The sequence below is a fragment of the Vibrio variabilis genome (assembly GCF_003263785.1).
GTDB lineage: Bacteria > Pseudomonadota > Gammaproteobacteria > Enterobacterales > Vibrionaceae > Vibrio > Vibrio variabilis.
In genome coordinates this window covers 26195-43657 of the sequence record NZ_JYJK01000007.1, presented here as the reverse complement: position 1 = coordinate 43657, position 17463 = coordinate 26195, and the positions used below count along the sequence as shown (strand labels likewise).

At 45.5% G+C, this 17463-nt stretch carries 13 protein-coding genes and 4 pseudogenes; 4 read left to right on the top strand and 13 right to left on the bottom strand.

All coding sequences use genetic code 11. The annotated features are described in order from the left end of the window. Positions 1-99: 99 nt before the first annotated feature. From TZ48_RS24600 to TZ48_RS01170, 12 genes and pseudogenes are all read right to left on the bottom strand, one after another. Positions 100-426 (bottom strand): vWA domain-containing protein, encoded by a 327-nt coding sequence (locus TZ48_RS24600; protein WP_239670647.1) that lies wholly within the window; start codon positions 424-426, stop codon positions 100-102. 11 nt (positions 427-437) lie between these two features. Then, a complete protein-coding gene (locus TZ48_RS01220; RefSeq protein ID WP_239670646.1) occupies positions 438-1103 on the bottom strand; it encodes a VWA domain-containing protein in 666 nt (221 codons plus the stop codon). Beyond that, positions 1100-1596 (bottom strand): annotated as a pseudogene (locus TZ48_RS26220) (DUF4381 domain-containing protein). The gene TZ48_RS01220 and the pseudogene TZ48_RS26220 overlap by 4 nt, the downstream one beginning before the upstream one ends. Before the next feature lie 96 nt (positions 1597-1692). After that, a complete protein-coding gene (locus tag TZ48_RS26570; RefSeq protein WP_476723310.1) occupies positions 1693-2016 on the bottom strand; it encodes a DUF58 domain-containing protein in 324 nt (107 codons plus the stop codon). Further along, on the bottom strand, positions 1977-2528 hold the full coding sequence (locus TZ48_RS01205) for a DUF58 domain-containing protein (RefSeq protein WP_112477952.1): 552 nt from the start codon (positions 2526-2528) through the stop codon (positions 1977-1979). Before TZ48_RS01205 ends, TZ48_RS26570 begins: the two co-directional genes overlap by 40 nt. Before the next feature lie 8 nt (positions 2529-2536). Next, a pseudogene (locus TZ48_RS01200) lies at positions 2537-3523 on the bottom strand (AAA family ATPase). A 4-nt stretch (positions 3524-3527) separates the two neighbouring features. Next, complete coding sequence (locus TZ48_RS01195) at positions 3528-4487, bottom strand: tetratricopeptide repeat protein (RefSeq protein WP_112477951.1); 960 nt, start codon at positions 4485-4487, stop codon at positions 3528-3530. A 12-nt stretch (positions 4488-4499) separates the two neighbouring features. After that, positions 4500-4991 carry a hypothetical protein gene (locus TZ48_RS01190; RefSeq protein WP_162674439.1) on the bottom strand — a complete coding sequence of 164 codons (492 nt, stop codon included), beginning with the start codon at positions 4989-4991 and terminating at the stop codon, positions 4500-4502. A gap of 143 nt (positions 4992-5134) precedes the next feature. Next, positions 5135-6427: an anaerobic sulfatase maturase gene (locus TZ48_RS01185; protein WP_112477949.1), complete on the bottom strand. Its 1293-nt coding sequence runs from the start codon at positions 6425-6427 to the stop codon at positions 5135-5137. A gap of 220 nt (positions 6428-6647) precedes the next feature. Next, on the bottom strand, positions 6648-7151 hold the full coding sequence (locus TZ48_RS01180; protein WP_239670645.1) for a hypothetical protein: 504 nt from the start codon (positions 7149-7151) through the stop codon (positions 6648-6650). A gap of 65 nt (positions 7152-7216) precedes the next feature. Continuing rightward, positions 7217-10456: a hypothetical protein gene (locus TZ48_RS01175; RefSeq protein ID WP_112477947.1), complete on the bottom strand. Its 3240-nt coding sequence runs from the start codon at positions 10454-10456 to the stop codon at positions 7217-7219. Positions 10457-10696: 240 nt separating this feature from the next. Further along, positions 10697-12276 (bottom strand): annotated as a pseudogene (locus TZ48_RS01170) (arylsulfatase). A gap of 264 nt (positions 12277-12540) precedes the next feature. Here TZ48_RS01170 and TZ48_RS01165 point away from each other — a divergent pair. Further along, positions 12541-13322: pseudogene (locus tag TZ48_RS01165) on the top strand (helix-turn-helix transcriptional regulator). Between the two features lie 115 nt (positions 13323-13437). Here the strand turns inward: TZ48_RS01165 and TZ48_RS01160 are convergent. Further along, positions 13438-14238 (bottom strand): SDR family NAD(P)-dependent oxidoreductase, encoded by an 801-nt coding sequence (locus TZ48_RS01160; protein ID WP_239670644.1) that lies wholly within the window; start codon positions 14236-14238, stop codon positions 13438-13440. Between the two features lie 282 nt (positions 14239-14520). Here TZ48_RS01160 and TZ48_RS01155 point away from each other — a divergent pair, with 282 nt between their 5' ends. From TZ48_RS01155 to TZ48_RS01145, 3 genes are all read left to right on the top strand, one after another. Beyond that, on the top strand, positions 14521-14847 hold the full coding sequence (locus TZ48_RS01155) for a DUF3302 domain-containing protein (protein WP_112477945.1): 327 nt from the start codon (positions 14521-14523) through the stop codon (positions 14845-14847). 9 nt (positions 14848-14856) lie between these two features. Then, positions 14857-16050: an HlyD family secretion protein gene (locus TZ48_RS01150; RefSeq protein WP_112477944.1), complete on the top strand. Its 1194-nt coding sequence runs from the start codon at positions 14857-14859 to the stop codon at positions 16048-16050. Between the two features lie 162 nt (positions 16051-16212). Further along, positions 16213-17442, top strand: a complete 1230-nt coding sequence (locus tag TZ48_RS01145; RefSeq protein ID WP_112477943.1) for an OmpP1/FadL family transporter — start codon at positions 16213-16215, stop codon at positions 17440-17442. Positions 17443-17463 lie beyond the last annotated feature (21 nt).

Sequence of the window (17463 nt, the reverse complement as noted above, 5' to 3'; positions counted from 1 at the left end):
TCGACACCTTTTGTCCCTGCTTAAGCTTGTGCCCAATGAGCAAAAAAAAGGGAATTAGCAACAGCAACCACTCTGGTCGCATAAAATGAAAATCGTCCATTACACGCTCGCTCCCAGTTTTGGCCCGCGACGTTTATAGCTCATCAAAGCAACGAAGCTGAGGTGAACTAGAAAAATGACAATGACTGGAACGTAATGAAGTGACACACTTTGCTGATAGGTGAAGCTCTCGAACCGTTTAGGTTCGAGCTCATCGAGTATCGCGTAGACATCACTCAATGATTCCGCCGACATCGCTAGGAATGCCTCACCCCCGGTAAGCTCCGCCACTTGGTTGATCACATCCATATCGATCGACTCTTCACCCGTAGATGCCAACGACCCCATTGCCACCATGTGAATTCTTATACCTTTTGCCGCGGCCACCTTTGCTGCATCTATGGGGGAACTAGGCTGTCCGTATCTCTTCCATCAGTCAGTACGATCATCACCTTTTCTTGACTTGAAGAATCCTTTTCTTCCTCCAAAAAAGTCTTGATACCCAGTCCGATAGCATCACCAAGACTCGTGCTTTCACCTGCCATAGCAACCTCAGTTTGATGTAAAAGCGCCAACCAAGCCGCGTGATCCAATGTAAAAGGAGATTGAAGGAAAGCCGCTTCACCAAATAGAATAAGCCCCAACCGATCCCCTTCTCTCTTCTTGCTAAAAGACTTCAGAACTTGCTTGGCACTCTCCAGACGTGTTCGCGGCTGCCCATACTTATCGGTGAAATCCTGTGTCGCCATTGACCCCGAGAGATCAACCACCAACATCAGATCGCGTCCCGAGCGCTCGTACGTTTGTGGCTCTAACATCCATACTGGTTTAGCCGCAGCCAAGACCAACATAAGCCAGCCAAAGGCAATAATGGCCTTTTGTGGTCGCTCTGCCCTCACCCTCTGTGAACCATTCTGACGTTTAATATCTAAGCTTTTAAGCAATACATTGAAAAAGGGAACCTTAATTGCCTGCTGTCGTGACAAGTAACTCGGTGCTAAGCGATAAACCAATAGCGGCAATGGCAACAGCAGCAGAGCCTCTGCCACCTCGAAAGTGATCATTGATACTCCTTACTGTGGTGAACTACCCAGTAGTGCATGGCCTCAAGTAATTCATCCATCATGGTACAGTCCCACACACCTTCGGTGGGTGCATATAAACTCACCTGCCACTTTTCAAAGAGCGGTTGTCTGAAATCGAAGTCGCGGCAGGTATTGGAAAGTACATCTAACCATTCAGCACCATAAATACCGGCTAAATCTTGATTGGGGTAAGCTGCATCGCTGCTTGCTTTGTAATTTGGTTAAGTTGATGGAGCATGATTTTAGGCTCGTTGACGAGTAGGGAGTCAAACATAAGCTGCTCAACTCTCTTTTTTGCTTTTCGTCGATAAGCCTGTCGCTTAAAATCACGCCATTTACGAAAAAGCCAGATTGCACACGCCATGCACGACAATACCGCTAGACATTTCCACCCTGTAGTTTGAGGCAGATAAGAGATAGCACTCGGGGACAATGGGTCAATAAGGTCTACTAACAAGATATTATTGGCCATAGCGATTACCCATCAATTGTTGGACAAACTCTTTGTGATGATTACCTGTCGTAGAGAGTTCAATCATAGGAAAGCCATTCGCGGCGAACAGTGCACCTAGCGTGCGGATTTTTGGTTATGTTCTTGGTTGTAACGAACCAGTTGCTCGGTATAGTCACGCCCCAACTGCACTTGATGCTCACCGTCACTCATTAACAAAGACTCAGTGGGTCGAAGCTCGACCTCTAAAAGATCTCGAATAGCAATACCCATTACATCATTGTGTTGCTTCAGCCATTGCAATTGCTTAATTGCACTCTCTTGGAGATTGTAAAAGTCACTGAGTACAATGATCAGCGCACCTTTAGGTTTAATAATGGCAATAGACTTTAATGCGTTTTCTAACCGAGACCCAGAGGGGCAATGACAGGATTTTCTGATGACAATGACTGGTTCAACTGCACAATCTTGCCTAAAACGTGATAGATGTGATCTCGACTTCGTCTAGGAGGTACCATCTCGATAGACTCATCACTCACTAGCACCGCGCCCAGTCTGTCACCACTCTGTACACAACTGAATGCACAAACTGCCGCAACCTCGGCGCTTACGACGGACTTCATCGTATCTACCGAAGAAAAGAACATATTCGATCCTTGGTCTACCACTAGATAAACTGGCCGATCTTTCTCTTCTGAGAACACTCTTACGTAGGGCTCTCCAGTGCGCAGGGTCACTGCCCAATCAATATTGCGAGTATCATCTCCCGATTGATAGTGGCGAAACTCCTCAAAACTTAGACCACGCCCTCTGAAACTAGAAAAATGTCGACCTACCAAACGCGAGCCAAACTGTGTACTTGGTGGCAGAACAAGCTGACGGGCAAGCTGTTCTGTCTTTAGTAGTGTCCGTAAATCACAATAGATCCTTGAGTCCAAGTGTTGTTTCAACATTCAGCCCCCTATGCTATCGGAACCACTTTAAGCAACTCGTCGACAACGTCCGATTTCGATACGCCCGAAGACATGGCCTCAAAACTCAAAAGTGATACGATGACCAAGCACAGAGTGCGCGACACTGCGAACGTCGTCCGGCGTGACATAGTCACGCCCATGCAGCCAAGCATGAGCTCGGCTGCAACTATCCAAAGCAATAGAGCTCGCGGACTGACTCCAACTAATAGCCATTGCTCCAGAGCACTATGTGGGTATAACTCAGGTTGTCTCGTTGCCGTCACTAACGAAGCGATATAGGTGTCAATCGCTTCAGAGCAATAGATACAAGCCACCTGCTCCTTAGCTTGACGAATATCGTCAACGCTGACACTGTCGTTACTCTTTGCAACTTCCTGATGCGACTCTTTACCCAAAGCTTCACGACGGACTAATCGGATAATGTCCATCTCCGCTTCTAGCGCTGGGTAATGCACATCTACTTTCATCAAGAATCTATCCATCTGTGCTTCAGGTAATGGATATGTTCCCTCTTGCTCGATTGGGTTCTGCGTTGCCAACACCATGAAAGGCTCTGGAAGTGGCAGCGTCTGTCCATTGGTCGTTACGGTGCCTTCTGCCATCGCCTCGAGCAATGCTGCCTGCACTTTCGCTGGTGCACGGTTGACTTCATCCGCTAGCAAAAATGAGCTAAAAATCGGACCGGGCTGGAAATTTAGTGAACCAGAATTTTTGTCATAAACATTTGCTCCCGTCACATCCGATGGAAGAAGATCGGGTGTAAACTGCACGCGCTTGAAATCAATATCCAATGTAGATGCCAGTGCTTTCACTGAGCGTGTTTTAGCAGTACCAGGCAACCCTTCCAGCAGTACGTGACCACCGGTTAACAACGCGATCACCAATGATTGCGTAAGCTGCTCTTGCCCAACAACGTTTTGATTCACTGTTGAAATTAGGCCTAACACGGATTCCAAGCTTCTATTCTCAGTCATAATGCTACCTTTGATATAAGGAAAGGAGTTCTTGGATAACATAATCGGGGGCTATCTGTTTAAGTTCTGCCATGCAATCTGACGCGTCTTCATTTATGGCCAACATACTTTCACACTGGGCATATAAATGGGTCGGGTCTTGAGAGCCTTCATAAGCAACCCTAAACAGTTCAATAGCATGTTGAGGTTCGTTGTTTCGAATTGTCGCAGCCAACGCGTACGCATACGTCGAGTTGTTCGGAGCTAAAATATAGGCCTTTTCAAAGTAGCTCAGGGCGCTGTCGTGAAATCCTAGTGCATAATCTAGCTTTGCAGCCTCATAAAATAAGCTCGCTTGGCTGGAGCTATCTAACATGGCTTGTTTCAATGTTTCTCTAGCAACCAAGCCACCTTGAGTTTCTAGCTGGACTTTTGACAATCCAATAGCAATACGCACATCATCGGAGGTATGACTCAACTCGATAAGGCGCGCTTCCGCCGCATCTGAGCGTCCTGTCACCTGCTCAATCCACGCACGTTCTAACTCTGTGTCTATGTCATTCGGAAGTTTTTTTTCTAGGCTTTCTAGTGACTGCTGAAGAGATAATTGCATCGATTTATCAAATGCGTTCCAGTGCGGTAGAAGTGCGTAGATCGCCGCTCTCTGTACAGACATATCTTCATCGAAAGTTAAGGGGTACATCAAATCCCACTTGCCAATAACAGACCAATGAGCGGCTGCATCGACCGAGGCTAAACGCATTGGCGCAGCGTGATCACGTGAAGCACGACTGATGGCAATCAATGCATTTGCCCCATTGAAACCACGTAATGCACGTGTGGCATCAATTCGCAACGCCATGGGTTGACTAAAATCTTGTGACAACGCAGCCAGATCAGCTTCACGTGAACCCCGGACTTCCGCCGCCAACAAGAAATTTGAGAAACCCAGTGTTAGCAAAGTAATGATGACAACTCTTAACATGTAAACCTCTACCTACGAGCCTGTCTTTTCATTACTTGCCTGCTCTGCACTCTCATCGGATTGAGCGTCTAGCAGAGCTGCCGAGCTCACTAAATAGCCGTGCATCAGATAGATCTCTTGAGTAGGCGCGAGGCCGTGCTCCACTAGCCATTGATTCAATGCAGCATGCACTTTGGCGACTGGAACATCTGTCGATTGCGTTAGATAGCCAAGCTGCTTGAGCTCGTTTACCATCTGTTGATACGCCATTGGCGGAAGCATTAAGTCTTTGAACTCTGACTTCCAAACCATCGCTAGCGAATCATGCGATGCCTTAGCGCGCTGGTATTGTGCTTTTTGAACATCCAGTTCCGAGCCGCAGAGCTCGTTATTAGGATCTTGCTGACAGAGATTAAAGAGAACGGCGTAATCAGTGTAGGTGTCAGACTTGTAAGCAAATGCATTATCGATGAATCGACTGATAACCTGCTCATCAAACAGCTCTATATGACTAACTTCCGTCATAGATTGTGTATCACTATTGGCTGCAAGTGCGGATACACTCACAGAGCCGAAAATGAGTAGGTGCGCTATGCATTTGAAAGAAATGCACTTGCAAGCTTCTATTATTGATTCAATTTGTTTTATGGGTAGTTTCATATGTGCCCCTATTTAAACTGATATTTCATAGCATCAGCGTTAACGCCTTTGTAAACTGGGTACCCCATGGTAGAAACCACCATCGAAATATAAGGATCAATGTGCGTAAAAAACTGCTTCCAGCCAGCGCATAGATAATTCAGACCCGCTTCCCCAGACAGCGTTTTTGTAAATCGGTTTTTAGGGCACTCACCAAAGCAAGCAAATTGGTAATCGCATTCACGACATTGCCTTGGCAACGTTCCCTCTTTCGCCTTGCCAAACATCTCTTGACCTTGAGAAAACTGCATATCCTCTAGATCTGCTTCATGGATATTTCCCAGCTTGTATTCTGGATAAACGTAATGGTCACACGCAAATACATCACCGTTGTGCTCAATTGCTAAGCCTTTTCCGCACATAGGCGCAAGGGTGCAGAGTGGGTTGACGCGTCCCATCCATGTTTCCACGCAGGCTTCAAAATAGGGAACATTGAGCTTGCCAATGTCGTTCTCGATCCACTCGTCAAATATGGTGCATAAGAAGTTGCCCCATTGAGTCGGCGAAACACACCAAGCTTCAACAATGGAATTTGGGTGGCTCGGCTCGGTTTCAGGCATACCTTGGAAAAGAATTTCATCCTCTTTCCAGTGTTGAGGAGCCGTATCACGGAAAGATTTGGGTTCCACAATAGGAATGAATTGCATCTGCGGGGAGCGCACCACATCACGAAGGAAACGATAAACATCCAGTGGGTTTGATCCTGACAGATTGTTTACACACGTCAGCGTCGCAAAATTGACCTTGTGCTTGTGTAAAACCTCCACTCCTCTCATGGTTTGTTTGAAGGTGCCACGACCTGCTCGGTTGGTACGGTAGGCATTGTGGATCATCTCAGGCCCGTCAATACTCAACCCAACTAAAAAGTTGTTCTTTTTGAGAAATTTGCCCCACTCATCGTTAAGCAGAGTGCCATTGGTTTGCAGGTTGTTCTCAATAATGACACCTTTGGGACAGTATTTCTTTTGCAAACGCACTACATCGCGGAAGTAGTTCACACCCAGCAATGTGGGTTCACCACCTTGCCAGTGAAAGACGATTTCAGGGTGATTCTGTTGTTCGATGTAAGATTTAATGTAGGTTTCTAACATCTCGTCGGACATACGACTGCCACATCCTGTTTCGTGACCTAGAAGCTCTTCCTTGCTTAAGTAGTAACAATAAGTGCAATCGATATTACACGCAGAGCCAATAGGCTTTGTCATAATATTCATGCGCTTAGAGGGCGTATTGGGCTGATAACTACTTAGCTGGATACTCATTGTGGCTCCCCTTCATGATTTGTATCCATAGTATGAAGAGAGCGACTTTGAGTAATCAGTATAAATACTGCTTATTGGAACGATGTACTTGTGACAAACGCCCAGTGCTGATTCCAGCTGGCATAAAAAGTGCCCCCACATGCAAAACGCAGCGTGGGGGCACAGTAAGAACTTCTAATCTCGAAGTTCTACTTTGATAGCAAGCTTACCTTTGGGTATTTCAATTTACATCAGACAAGGCTTTTGGATTGCTAATAAAGTACTCATCACCGTATATTTCACCAATGAGTTCTCCTCCTGCCGGCCATTGGGAGAATATCTTCAGGCTATACTTATCATCGTGAATACCCATAAGTGCGATATACAATATGTCTCCGGCATCTTTCTCAATATCGACAAAAATATAGCCGTTCTCGTCAATACTCCAGTCCCAAGTCTTGACGGTACTACCTTCGGTACGAGTCACGACGCCATCAGCCCCAAATTCCCATACTCGCAATCGGTCTTTACCTTCGTTGTAATCATATAGCACTAACCCTTCAACCATCTCTTCAGTGATGTTGATTTGTCCGCCACAGTCATTAACAGCGGTTTGAAACGCTTCAAAAGTCGCATTTACGACTGGTCTGTCATTCTCATCATCCCACTCGGTATCATTCTCATAACACACGGAATAAGGTTTGGTCGTGAAGAACTCATTACCTTCAACTGATCGATATGACACACCGTTCTCTTCCCAATAATGGAATCCCAAGAAGCTAAAGCTCTCATCATTAGAAGCGATATAGGCTAGGTAAGTTGTATTACCATCATCAAATGCCAACTCAATGATACCGTCAGAATTGATATACCAATTAAAGACTCGATCGTAACCTTGTAGGCTGGCTTTGATATCACCCGTCCCCCTTGTTTGAAGGTAATAGCGAGTTCATTTTCTCCTTGCTCTTGCTGCTCGGTAAAGTACAGAGTAACGTCATTCAGATAGGACTCGTCAATTCCGATATAGCCACATACATTGGCGGAATGGTGGAAAGATGGATAATCCTCTAGAGCATCTCCAGACGATTCTCGATTCTCAGACGTACATACTCGGTACTCGGGGTTTAGTAATTCATCCAACTTGGAGTAAGCCAAACCATCATCCAAGAAAAAGTACCCGAGATCATTAGCCCAACTAAAGTTATTTGGTGACGTATCCATTGCATAGGTTTGTAGATACATGCGATAGAAAGAGTTGTACCAATTCCAAATATTATCTGGATCTTTTGGCAGCATTACGATGATGTCAGTACTCGCCGTACCAACATACCAATTTGGTTTGATACCATGGTCGATAAGTTGCAGTTCCAATAAAGTCGGCGTGCCATCAGTGATCCCTGGATTCTGGCTAACGACATACCAGTTTAGCGCTTCACCCTCATCAGAGTATTGGAAACTCTGATTTGGCAAAGCCGCTGCGTAGCGATGAAGTCCCGGTATGATATCACTGTTGATCTTGGTTAACTCTGCACCGCCCGAACGAGCATTCTCAACCAGTGTTGGCAGGTCTTGCACACTTCGAGAGCCCCACTCATCAAATGAATAGGATATCCACAGGCCGTTATCATGTTTTTGACTCACTCGATAAGCTTGACCTAAATCATCGGCTGAACTAGTAAACTCATAGCCTGCTAGGTGGTAATGATTCCATGCAACGTATTCGGTGCGCTCTCCATCAGAGACCACAGTGATGAGGTTGTCCCACTCATGGAAAAGCAGTGCTTCATCAAGCTTGGTATTGGCCTCATTCTCCTGATTGAGGAGATAGCGTTTACCTGAACTCTGTGTACGTCCATCTTGGTTAACCTGCGTTGTTAACTCATACCAATAAGGTGTCAGGTTATCCCAGTTACCAGTAGTAAAGTTATAGTCAGCGTATTCGTGTAACTGACCGTCAGTCGGGTTGGCCCAAACTGGGCCAAAAATACTATATGAGTAACCTGTATCCTCAATGGTGAAAGCCTGGGTGCGATTTATAGTGCCATCGGCTTCCCAGTCATGTTCAATAAGGGCACTGATAGATAGCAGCCCTTCATTTGTGAGCTTGTCATGACGGGCATAATTTGATGTATTACCCTGTAAATCTTGATAATCGAATCCTACAACATCGTATTGAGTCGTTTGGCTATCGACAACTGTTAAGTCAGACTGTTCTTTAATCGACTTAGTAACGTATTGCACAGTATCTACGCCGGTCAAATCTGTGGGGTGAGTGCGAGATGTGAAGTTAACGTTATCAAATATTCGCCCACCACCATTGTCGCAACCTTCAGTTGCAGCTGCAGACTCATCGATATAACTGTAGTGCTTTTCTAGTGTTGGCGTTCGTTCTCCTAGATCGAAAACTGTGCCAACGAAAGAGCTCTCGCCATCTAAGTTAAAGTCATAGCTGAACTCGATAATACGAGTAAACTGGTTACCAGTTTGTAGCTCCACACTTTCTTCTTGACCAACTAACTGATCATTCAAACTCCAGTACTGTTTATCGAGCTTAGTGCGCAATGACCCATTGTTGAGAGTTTCGACAGTTTGAGTAATTGAAATTTTCAGCTCTAAGGGTTTCTCGCACACTAAGAAAATGACAGGTTGAGTCGCTTCTTGAGTGGTTACGACATCAGCAACGGATTTTTCCGCATCATCTGGGAAAATGTCGCTATTGTCGCCAAATCCGTCCTGATCGCTGTCACTCCACTCGTTCGGATTGTCAGGAAACGCATCCGAATTGTCGCCATAGCTGTCATCATCTGTGTCTGCCCACTCCGCTGGATCGTTCGGGAAAGCATCACTGTTGTCGCCGTGTTTGTCGCCATCAGAATCAGCCCACTCTTTTGGATCATCAGGGAACCTGTCCGAATTATCACCAACCTTGTCACCGTCGCTATCTAGCCACTCCGTAGGGTCTTTAGGAAATGCATCCTCCGCGTCAGGGTGGCTATCGTTATCGAAATCGTAAGGGAACTGGTCGTTAACACTATCAATACCATCACCATCTGGATCACCCGCTCGTTTAGCATCTAGTGGATAGTGATCATGCTCATCATTGATGCCGTCATTGTCATCGTCAACATCGGTATGGTCACCAATGCCATCGTCATCGTTGTCCATCCATTCACTACTGTCTTCTGGAAAAGGGTCTAACTCGTCAGGTACACCATCTTGGTCACTGTCACTAACCATATCTGCGTCTTTATCGATAGCAGGTTGTGCATCTTCTAGCATCTGAGGATCTGGGGTTTCCTCAACTTCTTTTTTGATCTCGTTGTTGACTACGGAAGCCAATTTTTCAAAGTCCGTTTCAGTATCTGATTGCTTGACTTGTTCGACAACCTCACTCATTTCTTGAGGGGTTTCTGGAAGCACTTGACCCGATTCGACAATGCTTCGTGCCGCGTAGGCTGCTTGCTGGGCGGCGTCTGACTTATTTTGATCGTCATGGCTTTTATCAGCAATATAATCGCTGAGAATCGCACTTTCATCGATACCCAACTCGGAAGCGAGCTCCGAAACAGCTTGTTGCTTTACTTCAGCGACTTTATCAGCACTCATGTCCTCGGTAACAGACTCAGAAAGCTTAATGTTAACGAGAGTGGAAAGTGGCGTGACGTTTACTGCACCAGCAGGCGCTGACATAGTAAATCCAGAGGAAACTCGTTCATCAGGCTTATCTTCATCTATGGTTTCGCCGGCAATGGCCTGAACAACAACCTGATAAGAGTTGGGAGCCATCCCTTGTTCAACCATTTGTGCAACATCTAGGACAGCCTTTCCCCCTGCTCCAGACATCGCGCTTGGTTCATCGCTATCGTGCTTAAAATTTCCGTTTAGATCGAGCCACACCTTGGCGTTTTGCAAGTAACCATCGATAGCTTTTATTTCATGGGTGAATTGTGAGGGATTACTATTCGGTGGTGAACTAGAGCTATCACCACAGCCTACTAACCCCACCATACCAGTAAATCCTAAAGCTAGCGCAACCTTGTTGTACTTCATGCTGACCTCCAATTAAGTCACTAGATTATTGTATTTTCGCAATAACCCTAATCCATGAAGCGATGACTTCTCACCCCCGTCTGGGTGATAAAAACAAACTCTTTTTCAACAACATGACATTAGTCTACTTTCATACTCGACGTAAATCTCGCTATGTAGTGACTGCATGCTAGCAAAATAAAAAAATAGGCAAGCGAATTACCTGCCTATCGATAACTCATTCCCGATAGATGAGTAAAATTATTGGTATTGTGCGCGCTGCCAGATTTGCATCTTGTCAACGATTTGGTCGATAGAGAACGAACCCGGTACTTGACGAGGTGGGAACTCTTGGAATGTTTGTAAGAACTGGAACGTATAAGCCGCTCCCATGTACATGTACGGTAGGTGCTCAACTTGCCACTGCGGGTAGCCGACGCCGTCTAGGTGCGCGTTTTCGTACGGGTCTTGACGTAGATTGAAGATATAAGGGAAACGCAACTCCTCAAACTGACATTGCCAAGTCTTAATACCGTGACATTCGTTTACGGTAAACATGACTTTCCAGTCACCCATACGCACTGCAGAAATGTGGCCATCATCTGCTGCATATACATAGCCCTTACGTGGCCAGTTAGGATTGCTATCGGCCGTTGTGTTCTTACCTTCTTTAAGCGCTGGCATTAAATTGAAACCATCTAGGTGAACTTTGTAATCCTTACCATTGAGCTTTTTGCCTTTTTTCAGTTCTTCTTTCAGGTTGTCTTCACCCGCAGCCGCCAGAAACGTCGGCGCCCAGTCGTTGTGTGCCGCGATTTCATTGGCAACGCTACCAGCAGGGATCTTATTTGGCCAACGCATCATCGCGGGTACACGGAAGCCCCTTCCCAAGTCGAGTTTTTCTCACCGTAGAAACGAGACGTTGCACCGTCTGGCCAAGACCATTTCTCCGCTCCATTATCGGTGGTATAGGAAACGATGGTATTGTCCGCGATGTTTAGCTCATCTAGTTTATCCAACAGTTGGCCAACCATGTTATCATGCTCAACCATACCATCACCGTATAGCCCACCGCGCTTGGAGATGCCCTTTGACTCTTCTTTTAGGTGAGTCCAAACGTGCATTCGAGTCGAGTTGAACCATACAAAAAATGGCTTGTTCTCTTTATGAGCACGGTCAATAAAGTCTAGCGCACCTTCAAGGAACTCCTCATCCACGGTTTCCATTCGCTTGATAGTCAATGCACCTGTATCTTCGATGCGTCCATCAGCGTATGAATGGATGACGCCACGAGGACCAAAACGTTTCTTAAACTCAGGATTTTTTGGATAATCCGGGTGCTCAGGCTCTTCTTCGGCATTTAGGTGGTACAAGCTACCCATAAACTCGTCAAAACCGTGCGCCGTTGGCAGATGCTCGTCTCTATCCCCTAGGTGATTCTTACCAAACTGTCCGGTCATATAACCTTTTGCTTTTAGCATGGTCGCGATCGTTGGATCTTCTGGCTTCATACCCTCAGCGGCACCCGGCATGCCTACCTTAGTCAAACCCGTTCGCATTGGATGTTGACCCGTGATGAATGCGGATCGGCCTGCAGTACAAGAGTTCTCACCGTAGAAATCAGTAAATAGAACACCCTCATTAGCGATACGGTCGATGTTTGGAGTCCAGTGACCCGCTTGACCGCGAGTGTAAGCAGAAATGTTGTCGATACCAATATCATCGCCCCAGATAGCTAGAATGTTGGGGCGGGTCATATCGGTGGTTGCAAAGCTTGCCATAGAAGTTGCCGTTAACGCAGCCCCTACCGCTAGTTGCAAGAACGTTTTTTTGTTAAACATAGCTCAGACCTTATAATTTAAAGGGTAGTTGAATTGAGAGCTATTATTCGATGATTGGGATAACAGGTAAGCAGTAAGTTTACTGCAATTCAATATTTAACTCATAGAGCACAAAGACAATGATTTATTTCATTAGAGAACATGACAATATAAAATAATAAAAAGTCAGTTCATACAGTAAATCTCCTGTACTGTTGAATTTCATGTTGACATAAAATTGGCTGGTAAGCTATTTTAAGAGTTCGTCAGTTAAATGGGAACGTTATGAGTATAAAAGCAATTTCAAGTTTTGAACAATTGATACAATACCAAGTCACTACTCTGGCCTCATGTCGTGCGCAAGATTTCGATAGCAGTTTTCTTGAACTGGCAAAACAAGGTTTGGAGTGGTTTAACCTAGATCGTTTAACGCTGTTCCCAAACTCGATGATTTTACTCAATGACGGAAAAACTGTTTCCGTTTCGCAAAGTCACATTCCACCTTTAGAAAAAGAAAAGTTCGTTGTCGGTAACTACCAAGATACTTAAAATTGCTTCGCTCCAAAAGCAAGTATCAGATGTTCAACAGCCAAGAACTAGAAAAATCAAACATCAGCACTCTTCGCGAACTACATGCAGAAGGTGGTCGCTGGCACGGCATTGTGCGTTTAGAGTTATTTGGACAGGTATGGGGAGCACTTGCTTTCTCTCGTTTTCGTGATGACCAAACGAGTTTATCTGAGGAAGAGGTTAATCAACTCAAAGTACTGTGTGATATTTGGCTGGTGTATTGGCAACACTCGACGGTGACAAAAAGCCTAAACCAAGGCAGCGAATCGCCAATAGACGAGAGCGAGAAACTACTCAGACTCAGCAAAAAACAATGCAAAGTCTTAGCATTGTTGGCGCAAGGTTTTACTGCAAAGCAGTGTGCTGAAAAACTGTTTCTCAGCCCAAGGACCATCGAATCTCACAAATATCGAATGTTGGACACGCTTGAGTTAGATAATCACACTGAACTGGTTCAGTTTGCACTACGAAATGGTCTAGGAATAGAAGCATCCTAAGCTACCACAAACTTATGCGCTTTCGAACGAGCTAGGGACTCTAGGCTCAATGAAACACGATTGAATAAGGCTTTATCTATTGATAAAGCCTTATTCATTTTTTTACAGTGGGTATCTACTTTTTACGGTTATCCTCATGACCAGCCATAAAGTCATTAGTACCCGAGACTTTAAGCAGCCAGTCAAAGCCTTTCAGCCCTAAAATACCTCGCACAAGTGGCAGCAAGCCAACTGCACGTGGGCGTGCCACCATGGCTTTGTCTTTCTTTATGCCGTTCCATACCGCATCCACCATAGTGTCTATTGAGATCAGCGGTAGAAACTTAGAGTGAGCTCCCTCGAACATTCCAGTATCAATGTGACCAGGCGTTACCGTCGTGACTTTGATATGCGGCAGCGTCTCTTTAAGCTCAACACGCAAGCCTTGTGACCAGCCTAGCATCGCCCACTTACTTGCACAGTAGACGATAATTCGCGGGCAGTACATCAACCCTGCACCAGAAGCAATGTTTACAATATGACAGTCATTACGATCCGCCATTGCTGGTAGAAATGCTCGTGTGACGTGCATAGGTGCAGTGCTGTTGATCTGCATAGACAGGTCAATTTTCTTAGGATCGTGCTCGATGAAGTGCTCTGAAACAACGATACCCGCGTTATTGATTAGAAGATCGATGGCGCCGACAGACGTCAGCACTTCCTCTGCTGTCCGGTACACTAACTCTGTGTCTGTCACATCGACTTTGAAGGTATGAATTTCCGTTCTGCCGTTACTAAGTTCCTCTTTCGTGGCTTGCATTGCTTCTTCGTTCATATCCCAGATCACTATGTTCTTCGCACCATCTTTAATTGCGCGAATCACATAAGCTTTGCCCATACCCATAGCACCGCCAGTTACGAGGACATTTTTATTCATTACACTTTTCATGGTGAACTCTCAGTATTTATATTTGAAAACGAAATCAATAAAATAATGAGCGCATGCTAGATTCTGTACGTTTACATTAATACAGTACTTATTACTGCATTCAACCTAGAGCTAGTGTGATGGCTATCCGTATCGATTTCACAGTTCACAAATCATTTCCAAAACACAGTAAATCTACTCTATAGCTCTTTTTTTCAGCCATTTATTATTCCTGCGACTTTCTCTGCCTGTGTAACGAAAGTTCATTACATTTCAATTAATGGAAACATAATCATGCTGGACTACTTCGCTCTATTTTTAGTCTTCTTTGTAGGACTCACCATTTTTTACGGCATCATCGTTATCCACGATATTCCTTATGAAATAGCACATAAACGCAATCACCCTCACCAAGACGCGATTCATGTCGCAGGGTGGGTAAGTCTATTTACGCTTCATGCAATCTGGCCGTTTCTTTGGATCTGGGCAACGCTATACAAACCGGGTATTGGCTGGGGTATGAGCGGTAATAGCAGCAACGAACTTGAACTGGAAATCGCTACTCTTAAACAAGAAATCGCCGAACTGAAAGCGATACGCACCCACAGCAACCACTAGGGCACTATCATGGATATGCTAATTATTCTCACCTACACAGCGATTTGTATAGCCATCTTTAAACTGCTCAAAATCCCGTTGAACAAGTGGACTGTCCCCACAGCCGTATTAGGCGGAATCGCTATCTTGGGTACGATCATGATCGCGATGAATTTCAACCACCCCTACGCCAAGTTTTCAAAAGAGTACTTCGTCAGCGTGCCAATCATTCCTGAGATTTCTGGCACCGTGGAAGAAGTATTTGTACAGCCTAATATCCCTGTAAAAAAGGGCGAGATACTCTATACCATCAAGAGCGACAAACAAATGTCTGCCTTGAGAAGAGCTGAAGCAGCATTGGAAGAGGCAAAAACGCATGCCTACCAAAACGAAGAAGCGCTGCTAGCAGCCAAAAGTATTACAGATAAAGCGGAAGCTGCCGTTGCTAAAGCCGAAGCAAACCGAGACCGTACATTCACAACCTTTCAGCGATATAAGGATGCACACACAAATGGCGGTGATAACTCACCATTTACAGACCAAGATGTAGATCGCCAACGTGAACTCTATGCAGCCGCTCAAGCACAGTTAGATGCAGCAGTCGCGACCTTCACTGCTGCCGAAGCGGATGAGCGCCGCATTTTGCTTAGCACCACCTCAATGATAAACGGCGAAAACACACGCGTCGCACAGCTTCTAGAAACCAAGCACCAAGCTCAGTTGGACTTTGAAAACACGATTATTCGAGCACCGAGTGATGGCGTTGCGACGCAAGTGGCTCTTGCCCCAGGGTTCCGTGTCGTTACGTTACCGCTGCGTCCTTCAATGGTATTTGTGCCGACGAGTAACAAACGCCAGATAGCAGGAATGTTTTGGCAAAATTCGTTGCAGCGCATGAAACCGGGGCTTAATGCAGAGGTGATCCTTGATTCTGCCCCAGGCAAAGTCTTAACAGGCAAACTGGTACAAGTATTGCCGGCGATGCGTGAGGGAGAAGTTCAAGCAAACGGTACTCTTATGTCTGCACGTAGCCTAGCTCAGCATGGCTTTGCCATCGGAATCATCGAACTTGATCAAGACCTAGACCAATATAGTTTGCCATTAGGTGTTCAAGGCCAAGCAGTTATCATTAATGAAGAAAATGACATTCTGCATACTTCGATTGTTCGACGGATTCTTTTCCGAATGATGGCGTGGCTCAAATACGTATGGCCAATTAAGTAACACACCGTTTGCTTATTTTTTAGGCCGAAAGCACTTTTGTTTTCGGCTTTTTTAAATCTCACTTTATAGCCAAGCGGTAATATTACTGATTTAACCATCCACTTTCTTCTCTACACTGCCCAAAAACCAATTCCTTAATTTAACTAAGCAGTGAACTGAAGAATGAAAAGAAACGCTCTTGTCCTACTTATTGTTTCTAACCTAGCGAATGCAAGTGGCACGCTAATGCAAGAAGCTATTTACGCTAACTCTGGGACTGCGGGTGCCGGTGACGGTGTGAATAGCACATCTGCGGCCGCATCATGGACGAACCCCGCAACGATGTCGCAAATGGGTGATGAACTCACAACCATCAATACCCTAATCCTTAACTTAGAAATGCACTATAAGGACAGTAACCCTCATGGCTCCGCTGACCCCATCAATGCGATTAATAATCCAATTAAAGGCATCGGTATGTCTCCAAACGGTGATGCTAGCTCGCAAACCATTATGCCAAACGGCGGCTTGTTTTATGTTCGTCAACTAAATAAAGATATCCATTTAGGTTTCAACGTTGCCGCATACTCTGGTTCTGCCGTCGACTACGGTACCGACTGGGATGGTAGTGGGCATCTCAATGAAGCATTCATGAGTTCACTACAATTCAATCCTGCCCTAAGCTTTCAGGTGACTGATAACGTCTCTATAGGAGTTGGGGCACAAGCCAACCTCGGGTTACTAGAACTCAAAACAGACGGCCTTGAAACTCAAGAGTTAGGCACTGACTGGGCGTTCGGTTTTAACACTGGCGTTCTTTTTAAAGAGAGTGATTGGTCTATTGGCCTAAGTTACCGCTCCAAGATCGAACACGACTTTAAAGACATTGATATCAAGCTTGTTACCGATACGCCTGATGCAGCGGCCGGAGCCAATTCCATCATCCCTGCCATGATTGACTTAAGTGGACATTATCAGATTACCTCGCAGACTAACTTGCTTACTTCCGTTCAATATCATCGTTGGAGCTCGTTTGAGACCACTGAAATTTACAATGACGTCGTGAACGCCAACCCTCTCCCGCAAGGCATAGATCGAGATTGGAATGACGTATGGAAGTTCGCATTCGGCGCCGAGTATCAACTCAACACCGATTGGTTATTAAGCGCTGGGATGTCCTATGAGACTTCGCCTCAAGATGACCCAACAAAACAGTGGGTAGACGTTCCAGCAGGCGAACAATACCGATACGCGCTAGGTGCAAGTACACATCTGGGTGATACTCGCATTGACCTATTCTATGAATACGCCGACCTAGGCAACGTCGAAATCGATCGCTCCGGAGACTTTGCCGACTTCCAAGGCACCATGTCCGGGAGTGTTCACTTTATTGGCGCGAACTTTACTTTCTAATTTTGCAGTAAAGGCTCTGTG